General features: G+C 47.6%; 23 protein-coding genes (1 of these 23 only partly in view). 18 read left to right on the forward strand and 5 right to left on the reverse strand.

Annotation, left to right across the window (positions count from 1 at the left end):
- Window positions 1-105: the 3' end of a hypothetical protein gene (locus F4X88_14185; protein MYA57439.1), read on the forward strand. Its footprint begins 168 nt before the window's first position; 105 of the gene's 273 nt are visible here — the last part of the coding sequence; its start codon lies off the left edge, out of view; the stop codon is at window positions 103-105.
- A 247-nt stretch (window positions 106-352) separates the two neighbouring features.
- Here the strand turns inward: F4X88_14185 and F4X88_14190 are convergent, their stop codons facing one another.
- Complete coding sequence (locus F4X88_14190) at window positions 353-1825, reverse strand: glycosyltransferase family 39 protein (protein ID MYA57440.1); 1473 nt, start codon at window positions 1823-1825, stop codon at window positions 353-355.
- A 412-nt stretch (window positions 1826-2237) separates the two neighbouring features.
- On the opposite strand from F4X88_14190, the gene F4X88_14195 reads away from it, so the two are divergent.
- From F4X88_14195 to F4X88_14205, 3 genes are all read left to right on the forward strand, one after another.
- Window positions 2238-2954, forward strand: coding sequence for a hypothetical protein (locus F4X88_14195; protein MYA57441.1), 717 nt, complete (start codon window positions 2238-2240; stop codon window positions 2952-2954).
- Window positions 2955-3081: 127 nt separating this feature from the next.
- A complete protein-coding gene (amt, locus tag F4X88_14200) occupies window positions 3082-4419 on the forward strand; it encodes an ammonium transporter (GenBank protein MYA57442.1) in 1338 nt (445 codons plus the stop codon).
- A gap of 519 nt (window positions 4420-4938) precedes the next feature.
- Window positions 4939-6207, forward strand: coding sequence for an ammonium transporter (locus F4X88_14205; GenBank protein MYA57443.1), 1269 nt, complete (start codon window positions 4939-4941; stop codon window positions 6205-6207).
- A gap of 168 nt (window positions 6208-6375) precedes the next feature.
- Here F4X88_14205 and F4X88_14210 read toward each other — a convergent pair whose 3' ends face one another.
- Window positions 6376-8382, reverse strand: a complete 2007-nt coding sequence (locus F4X88_14210; protein MYA57444.1) for a hypothetical protein — start codon at window positions 8380-8382, stop codon at window positions 6376-6378.
- Window positions 8383-8617: 235 nt separating this feature from the next.
- On the opposite strand from F4X88_14210, the gene purD reads away from it, so the two are divergent.
- The 11 genes from purD (at window position 8618) to F4X88_14265 (ending at window position 17398) form a co-directional block, all read left to right on the forward strand.
- A complete protein-coding gene (gene purD / locus F4X88_14215) occupies window positions 8618-9889 on the forward strand; it encodes a phosphoribosylamine--glycine ligase (GenBank protein ID MYA57445.1) in 1272 nt (423 codons plus the stop codon).
- A 12-nt stretch (window positions 9890-9901) separates the two neighbouring features.
- Window positions 9902-10420 (forward strand): DUF2250 domain-containing protein, encoded by a 519-nt coding sequence (locus F4X88_14220; protein MYA57446.1) that lies wholly within the window; start codon window positions 9902-9904, stop codon window positions 10418-10420.
- Window positions 10421-10509: 89 nt separating this feature from the next.
- On the forward strand, window positions 10510-11712 hold the full coding sequence (locus tag F4X88_14225) for a VWA domain-containing protein (GenBank protein ID MYA57447.1): 1203 nt from the start codon (window positions 10510-10512) through the stop codon (window positions 11710-11712).
- 199 nt (window positions 11713-11911) lie between these two features.
- Window positions 11912-12169, forward strand: a complete 258-nt coding sequence (locus tag F4X88_14230; protein MYA57448.1) for a type II toxin-antitoxin system RelE/ParE family toxin — start codon at window positions 11912-11914, stop codon at window positions 12167-12169.
- A complete protein-coding gene (locus F4X88_14235) occupies window positions 12166-12570 on the forward strand; it encodes a helix-turn-helix domain-containing protein (protein MYA57449.1) in 405 nt (134 codons plus the stop codon). Before F4X88_14230 ends, F4X88_14235 begins: the two co-directional genes overlap by 4 nt.
- Before the next feature lie 52 nt (window positions 12571-12622).
- Window positions 12623-13429: a glucose 1-dehydrogenase gene (locus F4X88_14240; GenBank protein ID MYA57450.1), complete on the forward strand. Its 807-nt coding sequence runs from the start codon at window positions 12623-12625 to the stop codon at window positions 13427-13429.
- Between the two features lies 1 nt (window position 13430).
- Complete coding sequence (locus F4X88_14245; GenBank protein MYA57451.1) at window positions 13431-13667, forward strand: hypothetical protein; 237 nt, start codon at window positions 13431-13433, stop codon at window positions 13665-13667.
- Window positions 13668-13939: 272 nt separating this feature from the next.
- Window positions 13940-14122 carry a hypothetical protein gene (locus F4X88_14250; protein MYA57452.1) on the forward strand — a complete coding sequence of 61 codons (183 nt, stop codon included), beginning with the start codon at window positions 13940-13942 and terminating at the stop codon, window positions 14120-14122.
- Window positions 14123-14257: 135 nt separating this feature from the next.
- Window positions 14258-14788, forward strand: a complete 531-nt coding sequence (locus tag F4X88_14255) for a hypothetical protein (protein MYA57453.1) — start codon at window positions 14258-14260, stop codon at window positions 14786-14788.
- A gap of 463 nt (window positions 14789-15251) precedes the next feature.
- Entirely contained in the window at window positions 15252-16316 is a 1065-nt protein-coding gene (locus F4X88_14260; protein MYA57454.1) for a polyprenyl synthetase family protein, read from the forward strand.
- A gap of 17 nt (window positions 16317-16333) precedes the next feature.
- Window positions 16334-17398, forward strand: a complete 1065-nt coding sequence (locus F4X88_14265; GenBank protein ID MYA57455.1) for a DUF2090 domain-containing protein — start codon at window positions 16334-16336, stop codon at window positions 17396-17398.
- 2 nt (window positions 17399-17400) lie between these two features.
- On the opposite strand, the gene F4X88_14270 is transcribed toward F4X88_14265, so the two are convergent.
- Entirely contained in the window at window positions 17401-17880 is a 480-nt protein-coding gene (locus F4X88_14270) for a hypothetical protein (GenBank protein ID MYA57456.1), read from the reverse strand.
- A gap of 277 nt (window positions 17881-18157) precedes the next feature.
- Here F4X88_14270 and F4X88_14275 point away from each other — a divergent pair, with 277 nt between their 5' ends.
- The 3 genes from F4X88_14275 to F4X88_14285 all read left to right on the forward strand — a co-directional run bounded on the left by F4X88_14275 (window position 18158) and on the right by F4X88_14285 (window position 21136).
- Window positions 18158-19357, forward strand: a complete 1200-nt coding sequence (locus tag F4X88_14275) for a YjgP/YjgQ family permease (GenBank protein MYA57457.1) — start codon at window positions 18158-18160, stop codon at window positions 19355-19357.
- Window positions 19351-20415, forward strand: coding sequence for a YjgP/YjgQ family permease (locus F4X88_14280; protein MYA57458.1), 1065 nt, complete (start codon window positions 19351-19353; stop codon window positions 20413-20415). The genes F4X88_14275 and F4X88_14280 overlap by 7 nt, the downstream gene beginning before the upstream one ends.
- Window positions 20416-20560: 145 nt before the next feature.
- Window positions 20561-21136 (forward strand): isoprenylcysteine carboxylmethyltransferase family protein, encoded by a 576-nt coding sequence (locus F4X88_14285; protein MYA57459.1) that lies wholly within the window; start codon window positions 20561-20563, stop codon window positions 21134-21136.
- Window positions 21137-21282: 146 nt separating this feature from the next.
- On the opposite strand, the gene F4X88_14290 is transcribed toward F4X88_14285, so the two are convergent.
- Window positions 21283-21702, reverse strand: coding sequence for a hypothetical protein (locus F4X88_14290; protein MYA57460.1), 420 nt, complete (start codon window positions 21700-21702; stop codon window positions 21283-21285).
- Window positions 21703-21912: 210 nt separating this feature from the next.
- Window positions 21913-22431, reverse strand: coding sequence for a hypothetical protein (locus F4X88_14295; GenBank protein ID MYA57461.1), 519 nt, complete (start codon window positions 22429-22431; stop codon window positions 21913-21915).
- Window positions 22432-22528: the final 97 nt, after the last annotated feature.

The following is a 22528-nucleotide window of genomic DNA, read 5'->3' on the forward strand; positions in this document are numbered from 1 at the left end:
CAGATATCGCCGATGTCCGATCAGAACTCAAGGCAGATATCGCCGATGTCCGATCAGAACTCAAGGCAGATATCGCCGATGTCCGATCGGATATTCAATCTTTAGATGATCGATTTCGAAATGTTGAAACCGCTGTAGCGGGAACGACAGCCGTTGCGACATACAAGAAAACATTGATTGACTGGTTATTTCGTATCGCAGCCGCAATCGGTGTCGGCGGTGCAATCAAGGCGTTTTTGTCTTGAAGGCGATCATGTCCGAGGCGCCGACTGGGGCAACGCGTCCGTGAGTGTTCGCTATTGAAGGAAACCCATCCAAGCCATTTTCCATTAGCAGAGGTTATCAAAATGTTCTATTCTAACAGATACACATGAATCGTCCTGTCTTTTGCCCGTGAAAACGCAGGCAGTGTTTTTACCATGCGTCCCCGTTGGCGAATCCAAGTGCGAACCCTCGCCTCAGCGTCAAAGACGTTAAAACTCGCTACATCCACAAGAAACCATAAGCGTTCCCTTTCCGAAGTTTTCCATTCTCTTTCAAATGCTTCCGAATCTTCTAATAACCCACCGATGTAAATGGGTGTTAATTCCGGAAGATAATACCGACCCATCTCAGGTTCTGAAAGCACAACTTTATCGGTCGGTTTCTTCTCCGCTTCTACGACTTCAAACGCCTCTCGCCACTGCGGTCTCCCACCGTTTTCAATTTTAAAATAGAGATAATCTTGCGACAGGAGTGTCACCAAAAGCACACACGGCACAAGTATACCGAGCGTGTTTCCCGATGCCGTCCCTGTTGCTTCCCAGACCCGTTCGCACCCACCTTTCCCTGTAGGAGCGAGCTGTGCTCGCGATTGCTGTGTCTTTTCACAAATTCGTTCGCACGCAACACCTGCCAGAATGAAATAGGCAGGTGTTGTCCAAAATAGGTAATAACCCGCAACGTTTTGGAGCTGCGATGCGATCAGAAAAAGAATTAACGGGATACCCGCATAACAGAGTAAAAAAAGCGTAGCTCTGTTGAATCGGGTCGCGATGGGGGCAAAAAAGGCGGTAACAGCGACTGGAATACTTACGCCTTGGACGAGCGTTAGCACGATATAGAGTGGACTCCGCTGCCAGACGTTGCGTCCCCATCCAGAGAAGAGATAACCTCGCACCTGTGGTAGTATGAGTGCCAACACCGGCACCGCGAACGGGAGAAAGAAAATGAGGAGATTCAACCACCGCTTTCTGTTGGAGTTTTCTAATAGGCAGATCAGGGTGTATGCCGCTAAAGCCGGAACGATCACAACGGCGAGCGTATGCGAAAGAATTAAACAGAGACAGGAAACGAGCGCGCCTATGGTTAAAAGCGTTGAATCGCGTTCAAGGGAGGCATAGAATAACCACCCCGTCAGGACACCAAAGAAAAAGGTGAAGACCGGATAACGCGCATTTTGTGCCCAGAACAGGTGCCAACTTGAGCATGCCACAAAGGCACTGCTCAGGAGTCCGATCCGCCAATTGAAAAGGGCTCGTCCGAACCCAAAAACCATGGGAATCGAGGCGATTCCGACCAGGCACGGAATTAAGCGGCTCCCCCACTCACGACTGCCAGCAATTGAGATTGATAGTTTCACTGCCAGATAGGGGATCGGGTTTGGGATAACTCGCCAACTGTCGCCTGAAAGGTTTTGTGCGTCTCGAACCGTGAAAACCTCATCAATCCAGAAACTCCACTGCCCAAGGTTCAAAAATCGGAGTGCTGTCCCGAACAATACAACAACGCTCAAAAACATAATATGCATCTTTTTTGGGCAATGTTTTGTTGAAAATTTCAGCATTTTTTTAAGAGTTTGTCTCGCAGTGAGAGTTATCCGTTATCTGTTATCAGTTTTAAAAATTGTCCGCTATCCATTATCCACTATCGGTTAAATGCTTGTGGTGTTTACATTACTAACAACTGAAAATGAGCGAAGCGAATGTACTGACAACCGATAACTATTAATTGGCACGCGTTTTGCTTTAAGCGAAAACAGGTGCACAATACGCACGGGTGAAAGCCTGTTCTCCTTTTATTCAAAAAGTGTCGAAAAGGAGAGGCAAAATCACTATATCACAAATTTATGCTGAAGTCAAACGGTCTCTTTCGCTATGAAAACCGCAGACTGACAGTATCGCACCGTGAAAGTACGTTGCTCAAATTTTAATATAACCTTGTAGACGCGTTTCAAAACGCGTATAAAGGAGATTTTGATGAAAACGCATACGTTTTGGATGGTTCGTTTGTTGGTAATGGTTTGTATTTTCGCAGTTGGTAGTATCCCAATGGCTTATGCAGACGCGCATGAAGCCGGTGAAGAGATGGCAGAAGAAGAAGCATCAGAGGTTTCTGGGTGGTTCCGGACGGATACAGATAGTTTAGGGACACAGATCTGGGTGGGTGCCAGCCATTCTCCAAGTTTCCTCGGCGGTCTTTCTCTGGATACCGATATTTACGTCGTTGGCACATTCGGTGAATTAGACATCGGACTCGGCATTCCCGTCGTCGATAGCGATGACCTGTCCCTTAGTTTTCTCCCCATGGTGGGTATTGGGTTTGATTACGCCGCCGCGGACGGCCCTTCTTCCTTGATTGCCCCGCAGCTGTTTACATATCTCACCGCGGGTTCCATCTATTTTGAATCATGGATACAAGGGTTCTTGAATTCCATGTTTGATTATGGTGACGATTCCTTTTACACACGCAATTTTGTCCTCTATTCGCTGAATGATACCGTTGCTATCGGTCCACAAGTAGAAGTGACCTTTGATTTGACCGCAAGCGAAATCAGTAGTATAGCACCCGGTCTCCGTGCCAATGTCGGCTATGGGGAAAATAACACGCTCGGCGTTTTTGTCGGATTTGAGACCCAAAAAGGTGAAGATGAAACAGGGATCACCGGCAGAATGACTTTCGTCCGTTCCTGGTAAGGATGGAAACTATCGGTTGTTAGTTATCAGTTATTTTAGTACCAAGAACGGGTTTGATGTATGAGTCTTTCTTCACTGACTGCTGACAACTGATAACTGACTGCTGCTCTACAAGGAGATATTTCAAATGAAAAGTAAGGTTATCATAACAGTTTTGGTACTCACCTGTTTGCTGAGCCTGAACGTTTTCGCCTTAAACGGATCCATTGAGGGTGAGAAGGTTTCTGACGCGAAGTATATGGCAGACACGTTGTGGGTGCTTGTTGCTGCATTTCTGGTTTTCTTTATGCAGGCAGGCTTCGCTATGGTGGAGTCTGGCTTCACCCGTGCCAAGAACGCCGTCAACATTCTGATGAAAAACTTGCTGGACTTCTCGATGGGTTCGATTGCTTATTGGGCGATCGGGTTTGCCATTATGTTTGGCACAGGTAGCGCATTCATGGGATTGAGTGGTTGGTTTGTCCCCGCTGATTCTACAGCGTTTGCTTCATTAGAGTGGAGCTCCGTCCCGACACACGCCGCTTGGCTCTTCCAGTTGGTGTTCGCCGCAACCGCCGCAACTATCGTTTCTGGGGCAATGGCGGAACGGACACAGTTCAAAAGCTACCTGATTTACAGCGTCTTCATCACAGGTATCATCTACCCCGTTGTTGGACACTGGGTTTGGGGCGGGGGTTGGCTATCAGACTTCGGTATGTCAGATTTTGCGGGATCTACAGTTGTTCACTCAACCGGTGGCTGGCTCGCCCTGACAGGTGCCGTCGTTTTGGGTCCCCGTGCAGGTAAATACGATAGCGATGGAAATCCACGACCGATTGCTGGGCACAACCTACCGCTCGCCGCACTCGGGGTCTTTATCTTGTGGCTCGGTTGGTTCGGATTTAATCCCGGGAGTCAGATGGGTGCGGATGCAGCCGAAATTTCAGGTATTGCCGTAACAACGAACCTCGCAGCTGCCGCAGGTGCCATTACTGCGATGATTACCGCATGGATTTTCCTTGGCAAACCCGATGCTGGTATGTCACTCAACGGTGCACTCGCTGGATTGGTAGCAATTACTGCAGGGTGCGCATCGGTGAGTCCTGTCTCCGCAGCGATTATCGGTGCACTCGGTGGTATTGTGGTCGTTTTGAGTGTTCTGATGTTTGAAAAACTTCGCATTGATGATCCGGTCGGTGCCATCTCTGTCCACGGAACGTGTGGTGCCTTAGGCACAATCCTCCTTGGATTTTTCGACAGTTCAAACGGGGTTTTCTTCGGTGGAGGCTTTGGACTCCTCTGGGCACAAATCGTCGGTGTCGTTTCCGTGCTTGTATGGTGTCTCGTTACTGGTTTTATTCTATTCTATGGAATTAAGGCTGTTACAGGGTTAAGGGTTAGTGAAGAGGAAGAACAAACAGGACTCGACTATGAAGAACACGGCGCGAGTGCGTATCCTGATTTTAATGTTTCCTCAATGCGTTAGATATATTTCAATGTAGTCTTCGCTCCAAATAGGACGGAGACATAAAACCGAATAGGAACGTCCACATGAAGTTTCACTTATATCCCTGAGTTTACTTCACGTGCTGTGGACGTTCCACTTTTTTTATTTACCACTTAACCGAAAGGAAAAATTAAAAACGTTTGATACTATTCTGATATTCTGATAAAATGCTGAAGTAATAGATTCTCAGAATTAATATCTCTTTCAAGAAACCGTGAGTGGGACACAACTACCTGTCCCTACAAAAATGGAAGAAGTAGACAAAGTTGTCTACTTTCAAAGAACAAAAAACAAGCAACATCTGCTTGTGCTGAAAGCAAGCCTTGGCTTGCGAGATTCATCGAATGGAGGATACAGATGCAACAACGATGTGCATCGCAATCTGCGCTTTTCACAGCAAGTTTTGGCTTGCAAGCTGCGCCAAAAAGCCGATCTGGTTATACACGAATTAGAACGCTAATTGTTATTTTACTGTTGTGTGGCGTGCCGAGTTTAGCGATGGCGCAAGAGACAGCTACCGCTGATTCAGGCGACACGGCTTGGATGCTGACGGCTACTGCCCTGGTGCTCTTTATGACGATCCCTGGACTTGCACTTTTCTATGGCGGACTCGTGCGCGTCCAAAACGTCCTCTCTGTGCTTATGCAATGTTTCGCATTGACAGGCTTGATTACGATTGTGTGGGTCGTCTGTGGCTACAGTCTCGCCTTTAACACTGATGGCATGGAGGCAGGGACCTTGACCGTCACTTCTTTTGTCGGCGGATTCGGGACCATGTTTTTACGCGGTATCGGTGTGGACACCCTCTCTGGGACTATCCCCGAAACCGTTTTTATTACGTTCCAGTTGACCTTTGCCATCATCACACCCGCCCTTATTGCGGGAGCATTCGCGGAACGGATGAAATTCTCGGCAATGTTAATCTTCTCCGTGGTTTGGTCGATTATAGTATACGCCCCCCTCTGCCACATGGCATGGTCAGGGGATGGTTCGTTATTTGGCGATATTATTGGCGCGCTTGATTTCGCAGGCGGGACCGTTGTGCATATTAACGCAGGTATCGCAGCTTTAATTGCTGCCATCTTAGTCGGAAAACGACTCGGTTACCAAACAACAGCGATGCCTCCACACAGTTTGACGCTCACCGTCGTTGGGGCTTCCATGCTCTGGGTAGGCTGGTTCGGCTTCAATGCTGGCAGTGCTGTTGCTGCTGATGGGGCCGCTGGTATGGCGATGCTTGTCACCCAGATTTCAACAGCTACCGCTGCTGTTGCGTGGATGTTTGTTGAATGGGCGAAACACGGAAAACCGAGTGCCTTAGGCATTGTCACTGGAGCCGTGGCTGGCTTGGTTGCTATTACCCCCGCCTCAGGTTCTGTCGGACCGATTGGCGCACTTGCTATCGGTATTGTCTCTGGCATTGTCTGCTTCTGGGGCGCAACCAGCCTGAAGGCACAACTCGGTTATGATGATTCTTTGGATGCATTTGGCGTTCACGGTATCGGTGGAATTGTCGGTGCCTTAATGACTGGCATTTTTGTCGCTGAGGGCTTAGGCGGTGTTGGATTAGCGGAAGGTATGACAATAGGCACACAAGTATGGGCGCAGCTACTCAGTATCATTGTTACTGTTGTTTGGAGTGGCGGGCTTTCATTTATTATCCTCAAAATTGTAGATGCCACAGTCGGCTTACGCGTAGAAGAGGATGACGAACGGATGGGGCTCGACCTGTCGCAACACAACGAACGTGGATACAACCTCTCATAGAGGCATCTGCTTTCTGATTTTGTGTGGTTAATGTAAGGGCGGATCCTTGTGTCCGCCCTTTTATGGTGCATTAGAAAAACCGGTAGGTGCGGTTTCTAACCGCACGGATCCGTCGGTGTACACTCAATTTTCCTATAATGCGCAGCTCACAAATACATATTGCAAAGTCTATCCAATGACCTGTGTGATTATATCCTCATCGGACAACTTATCTTTTTCGACAAGCAAGTTCTGACCTGCTCCGATATCCCCATAAACCTCAGTGATCCATCCCGTATCAAATACGTCACCAGTGTTATGGATAGCCAGCGGTCGCGGTGCGACAAGTGTTCCAGCTGTCCGAAGATCGCCTGCTTGACGGATGCTCGGTATCGGTAAGGTTTCCAAGAACGCCGCATCGCTGTTGAGGGCGTATGCGGCCGCATCCACGACAACGTTTTTGACCTCCGTAAATGCAGCTGCCAGTAAACTCCACAATCCCGCTTCCCCTATCCCGATCAGATTCACCTGTGAAACATCGCCTCTGTTTGTGAAGCAGTGCAGTGCCGTTACAATATCTTGCACGCGTAGGGCTGCGGTTGTTCGGTTATAGGTGGTGAAGTAATTGGTAGTTTCCGATCTCTCATAGTCGCTATGCTCACCCGTCCCAAAAACATCAATAACCAGTACTTTCTGGTCAGCACTGAGTAAATCCGTGATGAGCGAAGAAGGTTCGCCTGTCTCCGAATTGATTAAATTCGCCTTACCCTCTGGATGAACAATCAGTGTTACCGGATCGTGTTCTACTTGGGGTTCTCGACTAAATAGAAGAGCAGGGATGGCGTCCCCTATACCTTTTCTACCAATGACAAGATGTTTCGCGGATAAATTGGTATGATACGTTGTCGGAAATGCGCCGTCTGGTTCAACAAGCGTTACATCCGTGCTTTTCGGGAGGTGCAACCCGAGCGCGTGTTGTAACCCGCTACCTATTTCTTCGCGAAATGTTTGGAGTTCCGTTTCGTTCGTCGGCTTCACTTTTTCGAGGGCTTCTTGGGATCTGTTCGCCCAAACCGGTAGAAACTCGTCCTGTTTCATGGCGTGCGGCGGTAGATCGCGTTCCGAGAAAACCAGCAGTGCCTCATCTGGTTCAACTTCAAACGCCACCTCTTTAAACGCCGAAGTGTCCGCTGCTTCCAGAAACCACTTCGCGAACCATGCGTAGACCGCTTCACGGCTTTCCTTATTGTAGTTATGCTCTGCGTCTATCTGAACCTGATGTACTTTGTCTTCCGCATCGAAGTGCGCATAGATACTTCGGATAGCGGGATATTCAACCGTGGGTGTATTTACCGTCCAGTCGCCTGTCGCGGACACGAGTAGGAGTGGACGCGGTGCCATCAGCGCGCCGATTTCAATGTTACTCGCATCTAAACGCAGGTTCGGTGCGTTTTCACAGATACATCCGCCTTGCATCGTGGCTGAGATCATATTGACGGGTGCGGAGACCTTAATGCGTTCATCAACCGCCGTCAATATAAAAGTCTGTGTGCCACCGCCTGATGCCCCCGTACATCCAATACGTTCATTATCCACATCTGGTAGACTCTCCAAAAAGTCGATGGAACGGATACTGTTCTGGAGTTGAAGTCCCATCGCATTGAGTCCCCACAGTCCTTCGTGTATGCCGCCGTAATTGTGTTCTATCTGTTTACCGCTGTCGTTGTAGCCGATCATATCGTAAGCAAAAATGACGTAGCCCTGCTTAGCGAAGTTGATACAGCGACCGGGGATTGAACCCCGCTCGATACTCTCAAGCCTCCCGCGACTCCAGTGTCCATGGGGACTCACAATTCCTGGGAACGGACCGGATTTCCCAAGGGGTCGGTACAGATTTCCGGTCGTGAAGAAGCCGGGAAAGGGTTCAAAATAGACCTTTTCGATGGTGTAATCGTCTCGCTCGATTCTCCCGAAGATCTCGGCATTTAGGGGTGTCGGTTCGTGCATTGGAACCAAGCCGTTAGCGACACGAACCTGCTGACGCAAGGCTGCCGCTTTTTCAGTCCATTCCGCTTTCGTATAACCGGGAAAGGTATAAGGGGTGTTGAGGGTGCGCGGCGTGCCACCGCGGGCATCGCTAACACGCTGCGAAGCCTCAGCAAAAACGTGGGCGAGTTCGTGATGTTGTTCAGCCATTTTTTATCTCCTCCAAATGCTTTGCAATGAATAAATCCATGTAATGATACCTCGCAAATAGCGCATAGACTGTTTCCTCTTACCCCTACAGATTTCGCTGTAGCACGGTTGTTTACCTATGTTGTAAATTAAGTCGCAGTCAGTATAACAGGTCGCGAGGGCTTTGTCAAATTAATAAACGTCCTTGATTTTCCGAACACATTCTGGTATAATACAGTCAAAAAGGATATGTAGCATGAAAATTCTGGTTGTGGGGCAAGGCGGACGCGAACATACACTCGTCTGGAAGCTTGCACAAAGCCCACTCATTGAAAAAATCTATTGCACCCCCGGTAATCCCGGTATTGCTAAAATTTCAGAACTTATCTCGATGCCGGATCGGTTTACCGAGTTAGCGGATTGGGCGGAGTCCCAAGACATTGCCTTAACCGTTGTCGGTCCCGAAGCCCCTTTGGCTGAAGGGATCGTTGACGTGTTTAGTGAACGCGGGTTGAAGGCATTTGGACCGGATAAACGCGCAGCATACTTGGAAGCGAGTAAAGATTTTGCTAAGCAGCTCATGGTAAAAAACGGAATCCCGACAGCTGAACACCAGACGTTTACGGATGCCGAAGAAGCCATGGCTTATGTCGAAGATCGCAATGCTCCTGTTTTCGTTAAGGCAAATGGACTTGCAGCAGGCAAAGGGGTTATCCCCGGACGCACCTTCAAAGAGGCGTTACAAGCCGTCACAACAATTCTGGTAGACAGGGCATTCGGAGAAGCGGGTGATAGTGTCGTCATCGAAGAGGAGCTCATCGGCGAAGAAGCCTCCTTCACCGTGCTTACCGACGGCACTTACTGTCTCCCTTTTGTCAGTTCCCAGGACCACAAAATGTCCCACGATGGTGATACCGGCAAGAATACCGGTGGGATGGGGGCCTACTCTCCCGCGCCTGTTATCACACCAGAATTACACGACGATGTGATGCAGCGCATCGTTTATCCGACTGTCAATGGCATGGCAGATATCGGAAGACCCTTCAAAGGTGTGCTATACGTCGGATTGATGATTACCGATGCCGGTCCGAAAGTGGTAGAATTCAACTGTCGTTTTGGTGATCCTGAGGCTCAAGTCCTCTTACCTCGCCTCAAAAGTGATTTGGTGCCTTTGTTGATGGCGTGTATTGATGGAACGCTTGAACAGCACGCTGACGTGCAATGGCATGATGCGGCAGCCGCATGTGTCGTTATGGCTTCGGGTGGGTATCCAGACCCCTACCAGACGGGGATAGTTATCACAGGACTTGAAGATGCCGATGCGGTTGATGGCGTTACCGTCTTTCATGCAGGCACAAAGCAGAACGGTGAAAACATTGTCACGGATGGCGGTCGAGTGTTGGGTGTCACGGCTATGTCGGGCGGATTGCGCGATGCGATTCAACAGGCATATAAAGGTGTGTCCGCCATTCATTTTGATAACGCACACGTCCGAGATGACATCGGATATCGGGCATTGGAACGGTAACGAGATAAAGATATGGCAGCGGAACTCACCTATAAAATTGCCAAATGTTGTATGCCCCAAGAGGGGGACTCGATCACTGGGTATTTTAAGGAAGACAGCACGATAACCGTCCATCACGCCGAATGTAATGCGGTACAAGGCTTCCGATCAGAACGATTGTTGGCAGTCGCATGGGATGAGATTCGGACAACCGAGACGCCGACGGATTCCCTGACACTTCCCCCTGCGTTTGCTGAACTCGATGAGACCGATTACTTTATACTGAAACACCATCAAGAATTGGGAATGGACTATTCAATCGTTGTTGCTGAAACCTTGAGAATTCCGCTTGAAGAGATGCACCAACGACATCGTAAATTGAGGAACCTCGGTGGTTTGAAACGGGTTGCGGGGCGTATCATCCATTATCGAAAAAATATCGTCAAGGGAAAATGGATCAAGCACCGAAATCATACCTATTATGAACTGACACCTGAAGGCAGAACGTGGATCCAGGCGTTTGAAAATCAGCAAACTGCGTCAGGGACGTAGGCACACAGAAATCCCAAGACATATTGCTCACAAACCTTTGATTTTGAAAGAGAAAATAAAAATGGAAACGAAACGCGGAGGGCTTCATCATGTTAAATCAATTGCTGAACTGGGGTGTTGATGCACGACGACGTAGGAACCGCACGCGCTCTGTCATCTTATTATCGCTTATTCTACACATGATTTTCGCGATTGCCTACCTATTTCTCCCAATGAATCAACTCACCCAAGAACAGGCAGATGCCCTCGCTGTGGACCTGATTAACGATGCCGAACCACCCAGAAAACGGAAGCAGAAACCGAAACCACCGCTCACGAAGAAGATGTATGATCCCAACGAGGAACTTGCCAGAAATGCAGAGCAGAAAAAGATTGAAGCCGCTCGAAATAAAATAGATGAGGTCATGAAACTCAGTCCACGTGTTGTTCTCGAAGACGTAGAGGTCAACAAAGCGCCAGTGAGCGAGATTATTCCAGATTTGATGACGGATGCACAATTACGCGATGCGGAAGCCTCGAATCTCAGCAGACTTATCGCACAACCCGGACAGACAGATGGGCGCGGTGTTGTTACCGGCAGGGTCCGCGCGCGCGGCGACGGTATGGGTAGATTCCGTGGAGATGGACAAGGGGGTTCCGACGGTGGACTTCTCGGTGGCGGCGGAAAGGATGGTTCCGCAGACCGACTCGGCATCATTGATTTTCTCGATGAATTCGGGGGACCTAAAGATGTCGTCTACTGTCTTGATATAACCGCAAGTATGCAGGTACTCGGAATGAAAAAATTGCCACTGGCAATAAACGCTCTCAAAGATTCCGTGATGATGTTAGGGAACAATGACAAGCTGAACATTGTAACGTTTGCTGAAACAGCTGAACCTATGAGCGAGAAAATGCTACCGGCAAACGCTGCAAACATAAAACGCGTCTTGAAGTATCTTGACAGATTCACACCGGAAAGTATTCAGGGCAATACAGCAACGAATATTCTTGCTGCCCTTGAAGTAGCACTAACACTGAATCCATCCGTTATCGTCTTAATAACTGATGGACTTCCTACGACAACTGCCAACTATCCTATTGAAGTGAATAAGGACGTAATTCTTGAAAAGGTCCGAGAACAGAACGTCAACAACACAATTATCTATGTGGTCGCGCTGGAATTTGATTTCAAACTTTCCCATGCTGCCGCACTCCTTGTCTCTCTCGCTGAAGAGCACAACGGAAAGATAAAGGGTATTAATAGTGACCAATTGTTTGAATTCGCAGAACAGGATGGACTGACCGATTAATCACGAACAATCTTAATGCGTGGCACACACCCCCGAGAACTGCAATTCTATAAGGTTCCAAATGGAAAGGAACCTTTCACTGAATGGTTTATAGTAGATTTTGAAAATAAGTTTACACTTCTGCCCCCGGTAGGCGAGGTTTCCTAACCTCGCCGATGCAAAAAAGTGTAAAGGTAATTACGGGTTTTACTATAAAACCATTCGGGATAAAAGAGTACAAAGTAATATTCGGTCGAGATTTATCTATCTTGAGCAGGGTAATTTCGGTGATTACCGTTCTGTTGGTAGTGGTGTTTTTGAATTACGTATTCATGTCGGGGCGGGGTATCGTGTTTATTTTGCAGAGGTAGATAACACGATCGTGCTTCTGCTTTGCGGTGGTGATAAGTCATCACAGACACAAGATATTCAACGAGCAAAACCTTATTGGCGAGAATACAAGGAGGCACACACATGAGAAAACTAAGAAAATGGCGCGATGTTCTCATCGAAGATCTCGCCGCTGATCACGACGCTGCTATTGGATTTCTGCAAGCCGTATTGGCGGATTACCAAATATATGCAAACCCTGGCGCGCTGGTAAGCGCGCTCCGAGCGGTTATAGACGCACAGGGAGGGCTCTCGGAACTTGCCAAGCAAACTGGAATGGATCCACAAACGCTTTTGGAAGTACTCTCATGCGAGACGGCACCGCGCGTTGATATGCTCGTAACTATTCTTACCGCGCTTGGATGTCGACTTTCAATTGAACCCATAGAGAACAAGGACTTTCGTTCAGCGTGTGTAGAGGTGGATACTCGGGTTGCACCACCAGAAGCTATCAAATCCGATCCAGCACTCGCCACAGATAACAAATAGGATTGGACGCAATAAACTTAGTGAATTGACATAACATGAATCGGAGTAAAATATGAATCAAAAATCTGCTACGGGAATCGTTGAACAATTTCGGTTAGAGGGTAAAGTAAGTCTCGTCACTGGGGCGAGTCGCGGCATTGGGCTTGCAATGGCAGAAGGGCTTGCGGGTGCAGGTTCAGACCTCGTCGTTGTGGGCAGAGAAATAGAGACCTTGACCCCCGTCGCTGAACGGATTGCCGATGAAACCGGCAGAAACGTTCTCCCTATTCAGGCGGATGTCAGCGATCTGACAGAAATTGACGCGCTCGTCGCACAGACTGTGGAGACTTTAGGACGACTTGATGTCCTCGTCAACAACGCTGGCGTCAATATACGCAATCCTGCCTTGGAATTTACCGAGGCGGATTGGGACTTCGTTACGGATATTAATCTAAAAGGAGCATTTTTTCTCGCAAAAGCCTGCGGCACTGTCATGCAGCGACAAAAATCAGGTAAGGTTATCAACACGTTGTCGCTCACCTCAGCGATTGGGCTCCCCACGAGTGTCGCCTATACCGCAGCGAAGGGGGGACTCCTCCAATTAACGAAGTTGCTCGCCGTAGAATGGGCGGAGCACAACATCCAAGTCAACGGCATTGCCCCCGGCTTCATCCGAACCGAGATGACTGCTCCCGCACGCGAGGACAGCCGAAACCGATGGATTCTCAATCGCACCCCGGCAGATCGGTGGGGTGAACCTGAGGACTTGGCAGGATTAACAATTTTCTTCGCCTCTAATGCCTCTGACTTTGTTACCGGACAGATGGTTTTCGTTGATGGTGGGTTCATGGCGGGTAGCGATTGGAGGCGACAGTCTTAAGATGGCAAGAGATCCGGATACGGTGCAAGCCGAAAGTCTCGCAGCATTGGTAGAGGTGAAGCAGATCCTGAGCGAATTCGCGCTTGAAGACGTTTCACTTTTTGACCATACGCCAGTGTTGCGGATACAGGTTTCGGAAGCACAATTTACGCGTGCCCTCCAATTGCGGGAAACCTTAGTCGATCGGATAAAACCCTTGGGATACCGATTCATCGCACTCGATTTGGATGAATTATAGAACGTAAACAGTGAAGGAAAACACTTAACAATCCCAATGCTTTAGCTTTGGGTCAATCCCACGTTATCCGTGCCTTCGCAAGTGATTTTTATTTGACAAACACCGTAAAATGTAGTATAATTAGAGTATCCAACAGTGGGAGTCAATGCATTCTTCACGAACCTTCGCGAAGTGGCTCCCCGTCCAAAATGCATAGAGGACTCTGTTGGTTTGTTGGAAACTCCGATTTAGATACCGATATACCTATAGAGGCGTATATCGCCTAAACATAGATGAAAGCACTTTACGCTTTCGCGACACGTGCCAACTGGGCAGTCGCGTATCAGGGAATTCCACAACTCAAAAACTTTCCCTGTAGTCGGGTCGGTGGTGCGCCCCGCGGTTGCTTGCATCAACCGTGTCCCTTCGGTCAACAGGTCACCCTCTGGGGACTTATACCGTTGGAGTTCCTATAAGGAACAAAACGCTGCCAGTATGCCTTGTGGGAGGCTGGTCTTCTAAAAGAAGCCCACGCATTTATGCGTCGGGAGTGCATCACGAAGACGTGAAGGCAGGAAAGCTTGACCATCTGCGCAAGGAGGCACTTGAGGATGTTCGGGCAGGGAGATTCAAGTATCTCTAAATCAGGCTCAGAGTTTCCGGGATATATCCACAAGACAACACCTCGTTTTTGGGAGGGTTATCAAAGACATCCGATGAAAACCATTCTCGTCCTCTTGATGCTCTTATATGCAATCGCCTTGCCAGCTCTCGGGGCGCTCACCGACGCGGACCTTGATAAAATTCGCTTGATTGTCAAAGAAGAGATCTCGAAAGAAACCAAACCTTTGAAGGTTGATATTGATAAGTTAAAAACGGATGGTGCTATTAGGCAGACCGAAATCTCGAACCTAAAACAAACCGTCAATACCGGCTTTGCCAATGTTCAAAAGAATTTTGACAGACAAAATAACATCATTGCTTGCATCGGTATCCCTTTAGCGATTCTTGCCATCGGGGCAACTGTATGGAGCATCTTAGCACATAGGCGAAGCAGAAAAGATCAGACACTCGAAAAACAGATTGAAACGCTCACACAAGAAATCGAAACACTCAAACAACATCGAATCGTAAGTCCCTGACACCAATAGAATGTTACACTTTCCGCCGATTTATTCTTTTTTTAAAGTAGAGGATAAAACAAAAAACGCCTCTAAACCCTTACAACCACTGGGTTCTCTGACCATAACCGATGTACACCAAATGTTACACAAGTGTAACATTTTTAAGGCGAATTCTCGTGAAAACTGACAACTGATAGCGCAGAATCGCAGAGTTATTCCGTTTTACGATAAGTTAATTTAGTTTTCACATTAGTTGTCTCTCTAATCCTATAATCACAAAAATCACAGTTCAGACAGTGGACAAATATTCTGCACTTCCTACCCAACAAAAATTTGATTTTCACCCCGCAATGTGTTATAATTTTAAAGCGAAACTCGCGAACCAACGCTTCATGAAGCTGGATGTTCCTGCTCAGGGACCCGACAAAATCATGGGAGGGCTGAGTGAGATAAAAAGACGGCAAAATACATAAGGAAACCCATGCAGAAAACTGGACAAGACCCCTCACCCACAAAGCATCTTGTCGCAACATACCTCAGCGATGTCAAAAGTAAGGTCGATGCCTGTATTTTTGATTTTCTCCCGACTACCCACAAGCACCCGGATGTCCATCAGTTGTACCAGATGATGTTAGACTACCCGCGCCGCGCCGCGAAAGGGTTACGTCCCGCGCTCTGCATGCTCATGTGTGAGGCGTTCGGCGGTGATACACAGCGCGCCGTTAACACGGCTGCTTCCCTTGAACTCCTCCAAAATTGGCTCCTGATTCACGACGATATTGAAGATGGTTCCGAGCTGCGCAGAGGCGAACCGTGTCTCCATCAAAAACACGGCATTCCAATGGCTATCAACGTTGGGGACGCGCTCCATTGCAAGATGTGGGAGATGCTGCACCGAAACACGGAGATTCTCGGACATCAACTCGCCTTCCGAATTTTATCGGAATTCATACAACTCAGCAACCAAGTCGTTGAGGGACAGCACATTGAATTGAGTTGGGTGAGCGATAACCGCTGGAATCTCGATGAAGATGACTACTTAACGATGTGCATCCAGAAAACCGCATGGTATACCTGTATCACACCCTGTCGGGTGGGGGCAATCATCGGGGGCGCGAGTGAAACAGAAATAGATGGACTCGTAGAACTCGGTAAAGAGCTCGGCGTCGCCTTTCAAATTCAGGACGATGTCCTTAACCTGATTGGGGATGTCGGCAGGTATGGAAAAGAGATCGCCGGGGATATTAGTGAAGGCAAGCGGACCCTCGTCCTTATTCATCTTATCAATGCTTGCAGCTCCGCTGAAGCCAAGCAGGTGATTGACATCATGGCACGTCCCCGCGATGAGAAAACCGAGGCTGAAGTCGAGAGCGTGCTCCACTTAATGCAAAAATATAAATCCATCACCTATGCCCAACAGCGGTCTCAGGCACTCTTACAGGAAGCCGCTGGACGGTTTCAGAACAATTTTGCCCATCTCCCTGATGGACGGGCAAAGCAGTTGTTTTTCTCTTTAATCCGTTTTTTCGTTGAACGTGAATACTAATGAAAAAGGAGAACTAAATGAACGATATTTCCTCTGGTAAATTGCGGGGTATCATGAAACTCGCAGATGCGAATGGTCGCTTTAAAATGATGGCGATTGATCAACGGGGTTCTATGGTACAGGCACTCGCAGATGCGCTTAACAAGGATAACGCTGAAGTCCAATACGAAGATGTTGCAGCCCTGAAAACTCTGATTACTCGCATCCTTTCCCCAAATTCAACAGCGGTTCTCACCGACCCAATTTACGGGCACCCCTACTCTATTGGCGAGATTCCACGGGATGTCGCATTGTTGTTAGCCTATGAAGAATCAGGCTATGTCAGCGAAGGGGTTGCCGAGAACGAACGCCTCTCCAATCCGATTGAAAACTGGAGCATCGCTAAGGCACAGCGTGCCGGTGCAGATGCCATTAAACTCCTCGCCTATTACCACCCTGATGCCTCCGCTGAAACCCTTGAACACCAGCAAGCCTTTGTGCGTCATGTCGGGGATGAATGCGAAAAGCAGGATTTGCCGTTTTTGTTGGAATTAGTGAGTTATGCGCTTGAAGGCACCACCAAGAGCGTTGCCTTCGCAAAACAGAAACCCGACCTTGTGATTCGGAGCGTCGCGGAGTTCATAGATCCAAGTTACAAAGTCGACATTCTGAAGTTAGAATTTCCTGCCGATCTGAAATACACAGCGGATTATCAAGATGCCAGTTTTTACGCAGGAGACTCGGCGTATGAACTCGCTGAAGTGAAGGAAATCTGCCAGAAGTTAGATGAAACCTCAACACTCCCCTGGGTAATTTTGAGTGCCGGTGTGGATATTGAAGAATTCATTGAAAACGTTGATCTCGCGACCGGTGCCGGTGCGAGTGGTTTCCTCTGTGGCAGAGCCATCTGGAAAGATGCTGTCCAATACTATCCTGACACTGGGGCGGTTAAGCAGTTCTTGCAGAACGAAGCAACAACGAACTTCAAGAACGCGAACGCTGCGGCGGAGAACGCGTTACCGTGGTTTGAGCATCGCCAGTTTGGGGGTGTAGAAAACGTTCAGATCACCAAGCAATCCGCAACGTGGTATCAGGACTATTAACTTTACCGGTTCGACGGCAGCGCACTCTGAATTTTCTTGGAAATTTTTTGGGCGATCTGGAGGGTTGTTTCCTCGGGAACCTGCCCTCCTACTTCGGCAACCAGCACGACTATCGTCTGTTGGACGAACAGAAAATTCGCGCCAGCCTGCCACACAATATCACCCAGTTCATGTTGATCGTTTGCTGGAGGTTGATAGATAGAATCGCGTCCACCTAATTTCGGCACAGTCTGTGCTGAAAGCCGAAATCTGCCTTCATCAGCGGCTGTGCATGCTTCGTCGTGTGACTCGAAGAACCAGTAATTGATGACAACTTGCTGGGCTGCTGTGTGGTTTAACCACCATCTATCGCGCCAACCGAATTGGGCAATCGGTCGCCTTGGGGCTGTGGGAGAGTAGATTTCTTGGGCAGAAGCACGACGCGCGGCTACGTCCGCCAAGTCATCCGTTGTGAGTTGAATGGATTCAAGCGTAAATTCCATGTAGGTATGATAACATCTTTTATACCAAAATTTCAAATTAAATTATGAAGGTTTTTCCGGCACAAATCAACTAACAAAAAAGGACTGCATCAGTTCTCTGCTTCGTTTACGGAAAGCTACGGTTACAGAAATTATCTTAAGACAGCAGCCTGTAACAATACGCAGAAATACGCAGAAACGCCCAAGCAAGACCCCAAGCGAAAACACGCAGGCGGATATAAGGAAAACAACTCATAAACAGACCATCTTATTTTAACGTCTTGTGAACAATTAAAAAATGAGAATATTAGCGCGGTATATACTTAAAGAATTTCTTCCACCATTCATCATAGCACTTATCTGTTTTACCTTTATCCTCATCTTCGATGACCTTTTTCGGTTGACGAAGCTTTTCGTGCAAAAGGGGATAAGTCCGGTTTACCTTGTTGAGTTGCTCCTCTATGTGATGCCCGCTTCGGTTGTGTTATCTCTTCCGATGGCGGCTTTGGTCGCGATTTTACTTTCTCTCGGAAGACTCTCTACCAATAATGAAATTATCGCAATGAAAGCACACGGGGTCGCTTTCCATCATCTGATGCTTCCGCTTTTAGGCATAGCAGTGGTGCTGAGCGTCGCTGATCTCGCATTGATGGACTACGCACTACCAAGGGCAAATCTCGCTTACGCCACACTCAAACGCGACATTCAAAGACACAATCCGACGTTCGTTCTGGAAGAAGCCACCGTTATGAAGGAGCTGGAGAGAGAAGGCAAGTTATGGATGTACGAATCCACAGATGCTAAGAGCGGACGCATGCAGGATGTCAAAATATGGGATGGTATTTGGACTGGACGCCCTCGGTTCAGTCACGCGCAAGAGGGGACCCTCGGTTTTGAAAATGGCAGAGCCGTGCTCACGCTTTACGATGGACTCACTTATGAACCGACAACCGATAATTTAGATGGATATCGTATAACAAAGTTCCAGCAACAACAACTTGCACTGCAGTTGACCGAGGATCTGGAGCGTGGTGCCTTACAGAACCAAACACCACGGTCAATGACTATTGTCCAACTCAAGGCATTCATCAATAAGTTAGAAGCCTCCGTCCCAACGAGTCAGAATCCTGATTATACCCGTAGTAGACTCCGTTTGGCGGAGGTTGAATACCACAAAAAGTTTTCTATCCCTTTCGCGTGTTTAGCGTTCGGATTAATGGGCGTGCCCCTTGGGTTGATGGTAAAACAGGGAGGTAAGATGATTGGGTTTGGCATCGGCTTAACTGTCATCTTGGTTTACTACCTCCTGCTTCAAATCGGTCAAAGTGCGGGTTTGAACGGCATGGTATCCCCTGCCCTTGCCATGTGGCTTCCCAATATTGTTATTGGTGCGTTCGGCATTTTTCTGAGTGTCCGCATGATAGGCGAAGGAACGCTGCGGACGTGGCGTGCCCGAGACAAGCTGACGCTTGTCGTCAATAGGAAAGCCGAATCTTGAATATTTTAGATCGATACCTGCTTCGCGAATACCTGAAAGCCTTTTTTGTGGGGCTTTTATTTTTTATTGCACTGATTATTATCGTCCGTTTGCTGGATAAGGACATCAAGAAGTTTGATGATGATGTCGCTTATATAACGGCTGTTAAAATCGTTCTCTACCAAGCACCTCGTCGGATTATGGAGGTAGTGCCTGTTGCTGCATTTGTCGCTATCTTTTTTGTGCTGGGTAGGATGGTCCAAAGCAACGAGTTCACTGCTATGAAGGCGGGGGGGCTTAGCGTTTACCGGCTCCTCGTTCCTATTGTGATTGTAATGATCGTTATTTGTGGATTCTTCGCGCTTTTTTATAACCGAGTCGCGGCACCCGCCTTTCATGAAGCACATCTTTTACAAAATAACGTTAGACCGCGTCGCGGCAGAAACATCGTCTTCAAAGGCAAGGGCGACCGTATTTTTTACTCGCAGCGAATTGCTTTGGACGCACGTAAAATCCAACAACTCACCATCTATGAACATGATACAGAGGGGAAACTCGCTCGCGTAACCTTCGCAAAGGCAGCGGAGTGGACCGCTACCCACTGGCAACTAACGGATGGATACATTCGCCACTTTGAAGGCGGGATAGAGGTTGGTTATGATGCCTTCGATAGGCATGCGATTGAACGATACGAGGATCCTGCCCGTTTTATCGGGAGTGAAAAAGATCCGAGAGCGATGACCATTGAAGAACTCCGCCAGCAGATCACCTATAAGCAGGAAGCCGGACAGATTTCGCGCAAAGAGCAGGTAAAGTTGTATCACAAAACAGCGTACCCGTTCGCGGCTGTCGTTGTTGTTATGCTTGGCGCGCCTATTGCTATCCGTTTTGGGAGAGCAGGTTTCTTCGCGGGGCTCGTGATGGCTTTCTTCCTCTCTTTTATCTATTGGGCACTCTCCTTCGCAACACTTGAGGGATTGAGTGAAAGCGGAAAACTTCATCCCTTTCTTGCCTGTTGGGGCGCGAACATCCTCTACGCTGCTGTCGGAGGTATCATGATCTGGCGCACCCCGAAATAATCAAACCGACTTCACCGAACCGCAAGGAAAATTAGGCGAATAGTGTATGGGTAAACCCAGAGCCAATAGCCCGTAATGAAATGGAGGGCGGCTATACGGAGAGGCATATAAAAGTTCAAACCGACTTCACCGAACCGCAAGGAAAATTAAAAGAATTGGCAACTTCTTCTTCAAAATTCGCAGTTTCACGCCTATCCCTTTCATCCTCGCACTCCTCTATTTTGCTGAACCTGTGTGGTACACTGTAGGCATTGGCGCGTTGTTCATTGCTGCAGGTGAGTTTCTCAGGATATGGGCGGTCGGATATGCCGGAGCCTCCACCCGTGCGCGGACACTCGGTGCCGCCCGCGATCTCGTCACAACAGGTCCCTATAGTTACGTCCGCAATCCACTCTATCTCGGTAATTTCCTGCTCAGTCTCGGTGTTTGTTTTGTTGTGAATGTCTATTGGCTCGTAGCCGTGTTAGTTGTTGGGTATTTCCTCCAATACTTACCGATTATTGCAGTAGAAGAGTCGTATCTGATGGAATCCTGTGGTCCCGCCTATCAGGCATACCGAGACCGAGTTCCCCGCTTTATTCCCAAACTTCGTTCCTATCCCGAACCCTCTCCACACGATTTCTCTTGGACACGCGCCATCAAAAGCGAAAAGCGGACTTTAACAGCGATTGCCTGCGTCATCGGCTTGATGTTCACAAGACAGATTATAGGTACACTATAGTAACCCAATTTTAAAGTTAATCAGTCCTATCCGCATAATTTCTTTGTAAAGCAGTTATGGTCGATCCTAAAAATAAATAGACACAACCCCCTCTTGGTAGGGTTCTGCTTGGATGTTTCTTCAAGATTTCCTATTAAGCATGGGCCTCACTCTACTCTAAGTTTAAACTCTATTTTAAAGGTATAGAGATCCTTCCCTTCTGCATTTAGTGATTTTTCTACTTCCTCCCAAGTCATTAATTTCTCTTTCAACACATCCTGATATTCCTCCGGTGCTCCATTATCTTTGGCCATTTCCAAGTTTAGCCGGCTAAGTTGCAGCATATCAGGTAGCGCGGCTATGCCTGCACGATCTATCCTAGATACAAGATGTGCCCACTCAACCGACTTCTCGTGATTTTGAAAGGTTATCTTAGCGTGTTGTGTTAGTTCTATTAACGCTGAATCAGGATTTTTCTTCTTCAACTTCATATAGTTTCTCAAATGCATTCTCGCAGGATCATCATGAGAATGATCGTGACAACCTAACACTATTACACAAATGAGTGATGCTATTAGAATTTTCATTCAGACGAACCCTGTTCCTGATTTTTACTAAGTCTTTCTTTAACCCTTTGCTTAGCTAAGTTCACACGGTTACAGCAATCACAATCTTTTTTTTGTAGTTCTTCGCTTGTAGGATTATTGGTTGAATCAACCTGCGGACTGTATAACAACATACCTATTGCAAGTAAACAAATCATCCCAAATACGATTAGTAGTATTCTGTATTTCAATTCAGTTATCCTCAACTCTGATACCGTTGAATCTGACAGTTGGTTCATTTGGGTCACGCCCGTGCGATTCTTCTATTTTTTTTCTATTTTCCCAAAACTCCAATCTGCCTTTCAAATATTCAACTTGTTGTTCGTAGGGGCTGCTTTCTTCAGCCATTTGAATTTCTAATTCTACTCTGCGGATCATATCCATTACAGATACTTTGCCTTGTGTATCCATCTGGAAGATGAGTAGTGCCCATTGTTCAGACAAAGGGTTACCCCACCAAGAAATCTTAGCTGCCATTTTGAGTGCTACAAGAGCATCGTCTGGATTTTTAGTTTTCAGTTCATTGTATCGTTTAGCATATCTTACAAACTCTTTACCGCGTTCTTCTTCCGTTAATTCCTCAATTCTTTTTTCTGTAGTAATAATTTCGTCTTCACTATAATCAGGTTCAGTTACTACAGTGTCTGTATTAGAACAGCCAATAAAAAATATGAGTAGCAACACGACAGGAGTACAGACTACATATTTCATTATGTATCCTTTTTTGTAGTGTATATTCAAAAAAATGAATATACACTACTTTTGGGGCTAATCACAAGGATCTCCGTGCGGCCAGAATTTTCCGTGC

Source organism: Candidatus Poribacteria bacterium, from assembly GCA_009839745.1.
Taxonomy (GTDB): domain Bacteria; phylum Poribacteria; class WGA-4E; order WGA-4E; family WGA-3G; genus WGA-3G.